The organism is Streptomyces sp. NPDC059534, assembly GCF_042743475.1.
Taxonomy (GTDB): domain Bacteria; phylum Actinomycetota; class Actinomycetes; order Streptomycetales; family Streptomycetaceae; genus Streptomyces.
In genome coordinates this window covers 1-12,261 of the sequence record NZ_JBHWAQ010000020.1, presented here as the reverse complement: position 1 = coordinate 12,261, position 12,261 = coordinate 1, and the positions used below count along the sequence as shown (strand labels likewise).

5 protein-coding genes are annotated in these 12,261 nt (G+C 73.9%); all 5 read left to right on the top strand.

Going from position 1 to position 12,261, the window contains the following annotated elements; translation table 11 throughout:
• Positions 1-402: a holo-ACP synthase gene (acpS, locus tag ACFVZH_RS23215; protein ID WP_384899811.1), complete on the top strand. Its 402-nt coding sequence runs from the start codon at positions 1-3 to the stop codon at positions 400-402.
• Positions 403-597: 195 nt separating this feature from the next.
• The gene (locus ACFVZH_RS23210) at positions 598-3,549 is read left to right on the top strand and encodes a BTAD domain-containing putative transcriptional regulator (protein ID WP_384899809.1); all 2,952 of its coding nucleotides are present in this window, start codon (positions 598-600) and stop codon (positions 3,547-3,549) included.
• Between the two features lie 115 nt (positions 3,550-3,664).
• Entirely contained in the window at positions 3,665-3,985 is a 321-nt protein-coding gene (locus ACFVZH_RS23205; protein WP_384899807.1) for a hydroxyisourate hydrolase, read from the top strand.
• A gap of 208 nt (positions 3,986-4,193) precedes the next feature.
• On the top strand, positions 4,194-4,562 hold the full coding sequence (locus tag ACFVZH_RS23200; RefSeq protein ID WP_384899806.1) for a hydroxyisourate hydrolase: 369 nt from the start codon (positions 4,194-4,196) through the stop codon (positions 4,560-4,562).
• A gap of 152 nt (positions 4,563-4,714) precedes the next feature.
• A partial coding sequence (locus ACFVZH_RS23195; RefSeq protein ID WP_384899804.1) for a beta-ketoacyl synthase N-terminal-like domain-containing protein occupies positions 4,715-12,261 on the top strand: 7,547 nt, incomplete at its 3' end.

The window sequence follows — 12,261 nt, the reverse complement described above, 5'->3', positions numbered from 1 at the left end:
GTGGGCGTCGACCTGCTGAGCATCGAGCGCTTCTCGCGTGTGGCGCGGCACGAGCGCTACCGCACGCTGGTCTTCACGGAATCCGAACTGGCGGAGGCCGACGCGCTGTCGGGCCCGCGGGTCGTCGAGCGGCTCGCCGGGCGGTTCTGTGCGAAGGAGGCGACGGCGAAGGTCCTCGGGCGCGGTCTCGGTCAGGGGCTGGGCTGGCGTGACATCGAGGTCGTCGGCGACCGCTGGGGCGCGCCGAAAGTGACCCTGCGTGGCCGGGCCCGGAGCATCGCCGACGAGGCGGACATCGACCGGGTGGAGATGTCGCTCTCGCACCATGGGGATTTCGTCGTCTGCGTCGCCGCTTCGGTTCCTCGCGACGTGGGGACATATCCAGCCATGAATGGGGGATGAACTCCCGTTACACAGGGAGGGCAGTTCGGTAATAACGGACCACTTCCCCCTCGGAAATCGATGCTGACCAGCAGTAACTCAGGAATCTTTGCCATGGCTTAGTTCAGATGATCATGGCCGAGACGTACTGTGGTGGAGCGTTCGCGCAGGGCCTGGCGGCGCATCCGAATGCCGTTCCCATGGGGGGGAGGGGGCATGCGATTTCGCATGCTCGGGCCGCTGGAAGTCGTCGGTCCGGAAGGCTCCGTGCTCATCACCGCCGAGCGCCAGCGCATCATGCTGGCGCTCCTGCTGATGGAGGCCAACCGCGTCGTACCGACCGAGCGGCTGGTGGACGCCGTGTGGGGTGACGCCCCGCCGTCCACCGCGCGCGGCCAGATCCAGATCTGCGTCTCCATGGTGCGGGCCAACCTGGCGAAGGTCGGGCTGACGGACGTCATCCACACCCGCCCGCCCGGGTACGTCGCCGAGATCGCCGACGACGACCTCGACCTGCGCGTCTTCGACCGTCTCGCACTGGCCGGACGCGCCGCCGCGGAGGCCGGCCGGTACGCGGAGGCCGATGCCGTCTTCGCCGAGGCACTGTCCCTGTGGCGCGGCGACATCCACATCGACAACGGCGCCCTGCGGACCGCGCTCCAGGCGCCCGCCGCCCGGCTCAACGAGCAGCGCCTCGCCGTGGTCGAGCAGTGGGTGGACGTCCAGCTCGCGCTGGGCCAGCACCAGCAGCTCGTCGAGCAGCTGATCGACCTGGTCATGCAGAACCCGCTGCGCGAGCACCTGCGGGCCCAGCTCATGACGGCCCTGTACCGGTCGGGCCGGCAGGCCGAGGCGCTGGAGGCGTACCGCGCCGGACGCCAGGTCCTGGTCGACGAACTCGGCATCGAGCCGGGCGAGGAGCTGCGCCGGCTGGAGGAGGCGATCCTCTCCGGGGAGCTGGACACCACGCTCCCGCCGCCGCCCGCGCCCGCGCCGCCGCCCGCGCCCGCCCCCGCCGCCGAGGGGTCCGGGGTGCCCCGCCTGCTGCCGGGCGCCATCGCCGACTTCACCGGCCGGGACGCCATGGTCGCCCGGCTCCGCGAGGTCCTGGAGACCGACGCGGGCGACTCGTACGGTCTGCGGATCCTCTCCGTCACGGGAAAGGGCGGCGTCGGCAAGACGACCCTCGCCGTGCACCTGGGGCACCTGCTGGCCGACCGCTATCCCGACGGGCAGCTGTTCGCGAAACTGCGGGGCCCGTCCGCCCAGCCCGTACCGCCCACCCAGATCCTCGAACGCTTCCTGCGCAGCCTCGGCGTGCCCGGCACGGCCATCCCGGACAGCGTCGAGGAGCGCGCGGAACTCTTCCGCAACCACATCGCCGACCGGCGCGTCCTCATCGTCCTCGACGACGCGATCGACGAGGCGCAGGTGCGCTGGCTGCTGCCCGGCTCCTGCTCCTGCCCGGTCCTGGTGACCAGCCGGTCCCGCCTCACCGGCCTGGAGGGCACCCACGCCGTCCAGCTGAACGTCTTCACCACCGACCAGGCGCTCCAGCTGCTCTCCCGCATCCTCGGCGCCGAGCGGGTCGAGGCCGACCTCCCGCACGCCCTGGAGCTGATCGAGCTGTGCGGCGGCCTCGCGCTGGCCCTGCGGGTGGTGGCCGCCCGGCTGGCCGCCCGGCAGCACTGGACCCTCGGCCACATGGTGGCGCGCCTGCACGACGAGCAGCGGCGCCTCAACGAGCTCACGCACGGCGGGGTCGGCGTCCGCGCCAGCCTCGCCCTCGCCTACCAGGGGCTGCCCGCCGAGGCGCAGTGTCTCTTCCGCAGGCTCTCCATGCTGGAGGCCACGGACTTCTCCTCGTGGGTCGCGGCGCCGCTGCTCGACCTCGACGTGGCGACGGCCGAGGACACCCTGGAGCTCCTGGTCGACGCGCAGCTCGTCGACGTCGAGCTGATCGACGGCCTGCGGGCCCGCTACCGGCTGCACGACCTGGTCCGGGTCTACTCGCAGGAGTGCCTCGCGGAGAAGGAGAGCACCGTCCAGCGCGCGGCCGTGCTCTCCCGGGTGCTCAGCACCTGGCTGCACCTCCTGGAGGAGGCCCACCGCCGGGTGTACGGAGGGGAGCACGCCATCCACGGCGACGCCCCGCGGCGCCCGCTCGACCGGTGGGTCGTCGACCGGGAGGTCGCCGATCCGGTGGCCTGGTTCGACGCCGAGCGCGGCAGCCTCATCACGGTGGTCCGGCAGGCCGCCGCCGCCGGTCTGGACGAACTCTGCTGGGATCTCGCGCTGACGTCGGTCGCGATGTTCGAGAACCGGAACTACTTCGACGACTGGCGCACCACGCACGAGATCGCCCTGGCGATCACCCAGCGCAACGGCAACCGGCGCGGCCGGGCGGCGATGCTGTACTCGCTGGGCTCGCTGCACATGTTCCAGTACCGGCTGGACGAGGCCGCCGGCCGGCTGACCGTGGCGCGGGACCTGTTCCGGGAGGTCGGCGACCCGCACGGGGAGGCGCTGGCACGGCGCAACCTCGCCTTCGTCGACCAGGTCCGGGGGCATCACGACGCGGCGATGGAGGGGTACGAGGAGGCGCTGGCCCTGCTCGTCCAGGCCGACGACCCGACGGCCGAGGCACACGTCCTCAACAACATGGCGAAGATCCGCCTGGAGCGCGGTCTGGTGCGCGAGGCGAAGCAGACGCTGGAGGCCGCGCTCGCGGCGGTGGAGCGCTCCGGCGGCCTTCGTATACGCGCGCAGATTCTGTGCCGGCTGGGCGAGGCGCACCTGGAGACGGGCGATGTCGCCGAGGCCGAACACGCCTTCAGCGAGGCCATGGAGAGCATCCGGGCGGCCGGTGACCAGGTGGGCGAGGCGTACGCCCTGCGGGGTCTGGCGACGGCCCGGCACCGGCAGGGGGCGCACGACGACGCGATCGAGATGCTGGAGCGCGCCATGGTGATCGCGGACCGGGCCGACGAGCGGATGGCCGTCGGACGGATACGGCTCGCGCTGGGCGAGGTGACCGCCGACCAGCGGTATTACGGCCGGGCGCGGGAGCACCTCGCCGCGGCCCTGGAGGTGTTCGAGCGGATGGACGCCGTCGGCTGGCGGGACCGGGCCCTGCGGGTGCTCGACGGCATCGCGGCGGTGGGGTGAAAGCGCGGAGATAGCGGCCCGGTAGAGAGACGGGCGACGGTGGGCCCCCGGGTCCGCCCGAGGGGCCGTGGCGTCCGCAACCCAGGGAAGAGGCCGGTGCAAGGTGAATGTCGACGTGTCCGTCACCGACGGGACGAACGGACAGCCCGTCGACGGGTTGCCGATCCGGCTCGAACGGTTCGACCTGGACCGCTGGCAGCCGGTGTGGAACGGGATCACCGGTGCGGACGGGCGCGCCGACTGCGCGGTGGACCCCCGGGACGTGCCCGGGGCGTTCCTGCTGACGCTGGAGACCGCCCGGTACTTCACGACGCTCGGCCTGCGGCCCTTCTACAGCCACATCACCATCGCGTTCTCCGGCGAGGAGATCCTCGAACGGCAGGAACTTCCGGTGGTGGTCACTCCCCGCGGATACACGGTCTGCGCCGTCGGATGACCCCGTCCGGCGCGTGATAGCGATCTGGTAGGACGTTGAGAAGGGGACCTCGTAGAACTGGATGCGTCGACTCGGAACATCCGGTTTCCAGGTCCTCGGAAAAGAGGAGTTCAACATGTTTTCGTACTTCGCTTCGATGTTCGGTTTCATTGGCGCCACCCCGAACAACGAAATCATCTGGAGCTGACGCACGCGAAGCTGAGATGCCATGAGTATCTCGGTCCGTGTGTTCGACTCCACCACCGGTCGGCCCGTACCGGATCTGGCGATCTCCCTGTGCGCCCAGGAACACGGCGTCTGGCCCTGCGTGGCGCGAGCCCGGACGGACGGTGAGGGGAGAGCCGGCTGGTCCGGACCCCGCCGCCTGCCCCGGGGGGTCTACCGGCTCGTCTTCGCCACCGCGGAGTACTTCCGCGAGCAGGGCACCGAGGCCCTTCACACCGAGGTCATCCTCTCCGTGCGGTACGCGGGGGACTCCTCGGACCTGCACATCCCGCTGTTCCTGAGCGCCTGCTCGTACTCCACCCACAGCGGTTCTCCCACCATCACCGCCGGCGCGGCGGCGCATCGGAACTGACCGGAAGAACCCGGCCGCCCTCCCCGGAGCGGCACCGCGGTGTCTTCCGCCTTTCCGGCATTCCTCCTTCCCGTACTCCCGATGAAACAGACGGCGGCGACATCGCCCTTTCGTGGCGTTTTCGCGTGGTTGAGCCCGAGGTGACGCTGTAAATGGACGCATCGATGAACCCCCTCCAGGACCGGTCCGCGGCGGACGAGCCGATAGCCATCGTCGGCATCGCCTGCCGGCTCCCCGGCGCCGCCGACCCCCACGCCTACTGGCGGCTGCTGAGCGAGGGCCGTGAGGCCGTCACCGAGGCCCCGGAGAGCCGCTGGCCCGCCGGTACGGCCGCCGGCCACCGGCGAGCGGGCTTCATCGACGAGGTCGACGCCTTCGACGCCGCGTTCTTCGACGTCTCGCCCTTCGAGGCGGCCGCGATGGACCCGCAGCAGCGCCTCACCCTCGAACTCGCCTGGCAGGCCCTGGAGGACGCCAGGATCGTCCCCTCCCGGCTGCGCGACAGCGCCACCGGCGTCTTCGTCGGCGCCATCAACGGCGACTACGCCACCCTGCACGACCGCCAGGGCGAAGAGGCCGCCAGCGCCTACACCCTGACGGGCATTCAGCGCGGCATCCTCGCCAACCGCGTCTCCTACGCGCTCGGTCTGCGCGGCCCCAGCATGACCGTCGACTCCGGCCAGTCGTCCTCGCTCGTCGCCGTCCAGGCGGCCTGCGAGAGCCTGCGCCGCGGCGAGACGACCGTCGCGCTCGCCGCCGGCGTCAACCTCAACCTGCTGCCCGAGACCACCGACACCATCGGCCGCTTCGGCGCCCTCTCCCCCGACGGACGCTGCTACGCCTTCGACAGCCGGGCCAACGGCTACGTCCGCGGCGAGGGCGGCGCCGTCGTCGTCCTCAAGCCGCTCTCCGCGGCCCTCGCCGACGGCGACCGCGTCCACAGCGTCATCCTCGGCGGCGCCGTCAACAACGACGGCGGCGGCGACGGCCTGACCGTGCCCAGCCCCCGCGCGCAGGAGGACGTCATCCGCGCCGCGTGCGAGCGCGCCGGACTGCGCCCCGAGGACATCCAGTACGTCGAACTGCACGGCCCCGGCACCCCCGTCGGCGACCCCGTCGAGGCCGCCGCGCTCGGCGCCGCCCTGGGCGGCGGCCGCGCCGGCGACACCCGGCTCGTCGTCGGCTCGGCGAAGACGAACATCGGCCACCTCGAAGGCGCGGCCGGCATCGCCGGACTCCTCAAGGTCGTCCTCAGCATCAGCCACCGCAGGGTCGCCCCCAGCCTCAACTTCCGGGAGCCGCACCCGCGCATCCCCCTCGACGAGCTCGGCCTGCGCGTGGCCGTCGAGAACCAGGACTGGCCCCGATCCCAGGACCGGCTGGTGGCCGGCGTGAGCTCCTTCGGCATGGGCGGCACCAACTGCCACCTCGTGCTCGCCGAGCCCCCCGCCGAAGCCGCCGCGCACGCGCCCGTCGACGCCCCGTCGGCCGACGCCGCGCCCGCCGACGCCACCGCCCCCTGGGTGCTGTCCGCCCGCTCCGCCCCGGCCCTCCGCGGCCAGGCCGAGGCACTCGCCCGCCACCTGGCGGACCACCCCGGCACCGACCCGGCCGACATCGCGCGGTCCCTGGTCGACACCCGCGAGGAGTTCGAGCACCGGGCCGTCGTCCTCGGCACCGACCAGGACACCCGGCTCGCCGCGCTCCACGCCCTCGCCGGGAGCCGCGCCGAAGCGGGCCTCGTCGAAGGCGTCGCCGTGCCCGGCCGCACCGCCCTCGTCTTCCCCGGCCAGGGCTCCGAATGGCCCGAGATGGCCGCCGCCCTGCTCGACGAGTCCCCGGTCTTCGCCGCGCGGATCGCCGAGTGCGCCCAGGCCCTCGCCCCGTACGTCGACTACGACCTGCTCGACGTGGTGCGCCGGACCCCCGGCGCCCCCGGCCTCGACCGCCTCGACGTCGTCCAGCCCGCCCTGTGGGCCGTGATGGTCGCCCTCGCCGAGCAGTGGCGCGCCCAGGGCCTCGTACCGCACGCGGTCATCGGCCACTCGCAGGGCGAGATCGCCGCCGCCACCGTCGCCGGCGCCCTGTCCCTCGCCGACGCCGCCCGCGTCGTCGCGCTGCGGGCCCGGGCCATCGTCCGTCTGGGCGGCCGCGGCGGCGGCATGATGTCCGTCGCCGCACCGCTCGACGAGGTCACCCGCACGCTGGCCGCGCACACCCCCGACGTGTCGGTCGCCGTCGTCAACGGCCCCCGCTCGGTGGTCGTCTCCGGCCCCGCCGCGTCGCTCGCCACCGCCGCCGGCGCCTTCGAGGAGGCCGGACTCCGCACCAAGCTCCTCCCGATCGACTACGCCTCCCACTCGGCGGCCGTCGAGGAGCTCCGCGAGGAGATCCTCCGCGAACTGGCCCCCGTCCGCCCCGTCTCCACCGACACCGTCTTCGTCTCCACCGTCACCGGCGAGCCGATCGACACCGCCGGCCTCGACGCCGAGTACTGGTTCCGCAACCTGCGCCGGACCGTGCTCTTCGCCCAGGCCACGCGCACCGCCCTGGACCTGGGCTGCCGCACCTTCGTCGAGTGCAGCCCGCACCCGGTGCTCGTGGGCGGCATCGAGGAGTCCGCCGAGGAGGCCGGCCTGACCGCCGCCGCCGTCGGCACGCTGCGGCGCGGCGACGGCGGCGCCGAACGGCTGCGCGCCGCGCTCGCGGAGGCGTACGTCCACGGCGCGGGCGTCGACCGCACCACCCTGGGCCGGGTCGCCGGGGCGCTCCCCACCGACCTGCCGACCTACGCCTTCCAGCGCGAGCGGTACTGGCTCGCCGGCCACGGAGAGCCGTCCGCCGGCGCCGTGGAGGCCGCGCCGGTGGCCGTCCGGTCCGCCCGGGAGCTCCTCCGCCTGATCGTCGACACCACCGCCGTCATCCTCGGCGAGTCCGGCGGCCACGGGATCGACGCCGCCCTCACGTTCAAGGAACTCGGCCTCGACTCGCTCGGCACGGTCGAGCTGCGCGGCCGGCTCTCCGCCGCGACCGGTCTCCCCCTGGGCACCACCCTCGTCTTCGACCACCCGACGCCGCGGCGGCTCGCCGACCACCTGCACGAGCGGCTGCGGACCGCCGCCCTGCCGGCGACCGCCGCCACCACGCAGCCTGCCGCGGGACCCGCGTCCGACGACGACGCCGTCGCGATCGTCGCGATGGGCTGCCGCTACCCCGGCGGGGTGACCTCCCCCGAGGAGCTGTGGCGCCTCGTCATGGACGGCACCGACGCCACCAGCGAGTTCCCCACCAACCGCGGCTGGGACCTGGACGCCCTCTTCGGCCCCGACAACTCCGGCACCACCTACGTCCGCCGCGGCGGATTCCTGCACGACGCCGACGAGTTCGACGCCGGCTTCTTCGGCATCAGCCCCCGCGAGGCGCTGGCCATGGACCCGCAGCAGCGGCTCCTCCTGGAGACCAGCTGGGAGACCGTCGAGCGGGCCGGGATCGACCCGGCCGCCCTGCGCGGCTCCGACACCGGCGTCTTCGTCGGCGTGATGGCGAGCGACTACGGCCCCCGCCTCGACCAGCCGGTCGGCGGCACCGACGGACACCTCCTCACCGGCTTCCAGACCAGCGTGGCGTCCGGCCGCATCGCCTACACGTTCGGCTTCAACGGGCCCGCGCTGTCCGTCGACACCGCCTGCTCGTCGTCGCTGGTCGCCCTGCACCTCGCCGTGCAGGCCCTGCGCCGCGGCGAGTGCTCGCTCGCCCTGGCCGGCGGCGTCACCATGATGTCCCGCCCCGGCACCATCGTGGAGTTCAGCCGCCAGAACGGCCTCGCCGTCGACGGCCGCTGCAAGCCCTTCTCCGCCGCCGCCAACGGAACGGCCTTCGCCGAGGGCGTGGGCATGCTGCTCCTGGAGCGGCTGTCGGACGCCCGGCGCAACGGGCACCGGGTGCTGGCCGTGGTCCGGGGCAGCGCGGTGAACCAGGACGGTGCGAGCAACGGTCTGACCGCGCCCAACGGTCCGGCGCAGGAGCGGGTCATCCGCCAGGCTCTGTCGGGTGCGGGTCTCTCGCCCGACGCGGTCGACGCCGTCGAGGCGCACGGCACCGGCACGGCGCTCGGCGACCCGATCGAGGCCGAGGCCCTCCTCGCGACCTACGGCACCGGGCACTCCCCGGAGCAGCCGCTGTGGCTCGGCTCGGTGAAGTCCAACATCGGGCACACGCAGGCCGCCGCCGGTGTCGCCGGCGTCATCAAGATGGTCATCGCGATGCACCAGGGCGTCCTGCCGGGCATCCTCCACCTCGACGCCCCGTCCCCGCACGTCGACTGGTCCTCCGGGACCGTCTGCCCGCTGGACCGGACCACCCCGTGGCCCGAGGTCGACCGGCCGCGCCGGGCCGCCGTGTCGTCCTTCGGCATCAGCGGCACCAACGCCCACGTCATCCTCGAAGGACTGCCGGGGACCCCCGACGCGGAGCCCGCGGACCGCCCGGCGGAACCGGCCGAGCCCGCCGGGGAACGACTGCTCCCCTGGGTGCTCAGCGCACACGGCGAGACGTCCCTGCGCGCCCAGGCGGCCCGCCTGCACGAGCGCGCCGAGGGCGACGCCTCCCTGCGCCCCGCCGACGTGTCGTACTCGCTGGCCCGCACCCGGTCCCTGTTCCAGCACCGCGCGGTCGTCACCGGCCGCGGCCGCGACGAACTGCTCGCCGGACTCGCGGCACTCCGCGACGGCACCGCCGCCGCCCCCGTGGTGACCGGCCGCGCCCGCTCCGTCGCCCAGACCGCCTTCCTGTTCACCGGACAGGGCGGCCAGCGCACCGGAATGGGCCAGGAGCTGTACGCCGCCTTCCCCGTCTTCGCCGAGGCGTTCGACGAGGTGTGCGCCGCACTCGACGCGCACCTGGAACGGCCCCTGCGCGAGGTCATGTGGGCCGCGCCGGACAGCGCCGACGCGGCGCTCCTCAACGAGACCTGCTACACCCAGCCCGCGCTCTTCGCCTACCAGGTCGCCGCCTTCGCCCTGCTCGGCTCCCTGGGCGTCCACCCGGACGAGATCGCCGGGCACTCCGTCGGCGAGATCGCCGCCGCCCACGTGGCCGGCGTCTGGTCGACGGCCGACGCGGCGCGCATGGTCACCGCCCGGGGACGGCTGATGCAGGCCCTGGAGGCCCGCGGCGCGATGGTCGCGATCGCCGCCTCCCTCGACGAGGTCCTGCCCACCGTCGCGGGCAAGGAGGACCTGGTCGGCATCGCGGCCGTCAACGGCCCGGAGAGCGTGGTCGTCTCCGGCGACGAGGACACCTGCCTCGCCGTCGCCGCCCACTGGCAGGACCTCGGCCGGCGCACCAAGCGGCTCACCGTCAGCCACGCCTTCCACTCGCCGCTCATGGAGCCGATGCTCGCCGAGTTCGCCGACGAGCTCGCCGCGCTGACCTTCCACGAGCCGCGCCTCTCCCACGTCACGGACCTGATCGGCACCGGCGTCACCGCCGGCTGGGCGGAGCCCGCGTACTGGCTGGAGCAGATCCGCAAGCCGGTCATGTTCCACACGGCCGTACGCGAACTCCACGACCGCCAGATGTCGGTGTACGTGGAGGTCGGCCCGAGGGCCGTCCTGTCCGCGATGGCGAAGCAGAGCCTCGACGGCGAGGCCGCCACCGTGGCCGCCCTGTACAGCCGCGACCGCGCCGAGGACGAGGCGCTGCTCGGCTGCCTGGCCGAGACGTTCACGGCCGGCGTGCCCGTCGACTGGGCCGCCCTGGCGGGCGACGGCACCTCCGTCGACCTGCCCACCTACGCCTTCGACCGCCGCCGCAGCTGGCTCGCCGGCGGCCAGGAGGCCGACGTCGCCTCCGCCGGTCTGCGCCCGACGGCCCACCCGATGCTCCGCGCGGTCCTCGACGTCGCGGGCGACGACGGCGCCGTCGCGACCGGACGCCTGTCGGTGAACGACCTGCCCTGGCTGGCCGACCACCGCATGGGCGGCCGCCTGATCGTGCCCGGCACCGCACTGCTCGACCTCGTGCTCGACGTGGCCGACCAGATCGGCTGCGACCACGTCGACGAGCTGACCTTCGAGTCTCCCGTCGTCCTGCCCGACGCGGGCGACCTGCAGATCCAGGTCGTCGTCACCGGCGCCGAACCGGCCCGTACGGTCAAGGTGTTCTCCCGTACGGACGCCACCGCCGAATGGGTCCGCCACGCCTCCGGCGCCGTCGGCGTCACCTCGCGGGCGCCCGCCGCGGGCCAGGACTGGGCGACCGCCTGGCCGCCCGCCGGCGCGACCCCGGTCCCCTTCGACACGGCCTACGACGAGCTGGCGGACGCCGGCTACGAGTACGGCCCCTCCTTCCGTGCCGTGCGGGCGGTGTGGCGCCGCGACGACACGGTCTTCGCGGAGATCGCGCTCGCCGACGGCACCGGTGCCGAGGGCTACGGGCTGCACCCGGTGCTGCTCGACGCCGCCCTCCACCCCTACGTCGCGGGCTCCGGCTCCGGCGAACTGCGCCTGCCGTTCGCCTTCCAGGACGTGTCCCTGACCGCGACCGGCGCCACCTCCCTGCGCGTCCGGCTGACTCCGGACGGCCCCGACGCCCTCGCCCTCGACGCGGCGGACGGCGCCGGACAGCCCGTCCTCTCGGTCGCCCGGCTCGACGTGCGGGCCGTGCCCGCGGCCTTCCTCGCGGAGACGGCCGACACGGCCACCCACCTCTACCGGGTCGGCTGGGAGAACCTCCCGGCCGGCGACGGGAACACCGCCACGGCGGTCACCGTCGGCACACCCGTCACCGGGCTCACCGGCCACCACGACCTCGGCGCCCTCGCCGCGGCGGTGGACACCGCGGGCCGCCCCGACCACGTGGTCCTGACCGTCCCGGTCGGCGGCGACGTGCGCACCACCACGGCCACCGCCCTGACCTCGGTCAAGGAGTGGCTGGCCGAGGACGCCTTCGCGGGTGCCCGGCTGGTGCTCGTGACGCGCGGTGCTGTGCGGACGGGTCCGGCGGAGCCGGTGGATCCGGCGCAGGCCGCGGTGTGGGGTCTGGTGCGCTCGGCGCAGTCGGAGAACCCCGACCGGTTCGTCCTCGTCGACCTCGACACCGCCGTCGGCGAAGCGGCCGACGCGCTCACGGCCGCACTGGCCTCCGGCGAGCCGCAGCTCGCCGTCAGGGACGGAGCACTGCGCGTCCCGCGCCTGGCGCGTGCGGCCGAGGACGGCGTCCTGGTGGCGCCGGCGGGCGAGCCGGCCTGGCGTCTGGAGGCGAGCGGCGACGGCACCCTGGACGGACTGGCGCTCGCGCCCCGGCCGGAGGCGCTGCGCCCGCTGGAGGCGGGCGAGGTCCGGATCGGCATCCGTGCCGCGGGCCTGAACTTCCGTGACGTCGTCGTCGCCCTCGGCATGGTCGAGAGCCTCGCCGGACTCGGCTGGGAAGCCGCCGGTGTGGTCCTCGAAGTGGGCCCCGACGTCACCGGACTCACCGTCGGCGACCGGGTCATGGGCCTGGTGACCGGTGCCTACGCGCCCGTCGCCGTCGCCGACCGCCGCACCCTGGTGCGGATGCCGGACGCGTGGTCCTTCACCGAGGCCGCCTCCGTACCGCTGGTCTTCCTCACGGCGTACTACGGGCTGGTGGAGCTGGCGGATCTGCGGTCGGGCGAGTCGGTGCTGGTGCATGCCGCGACGGGTGGTGTGGGCATGGC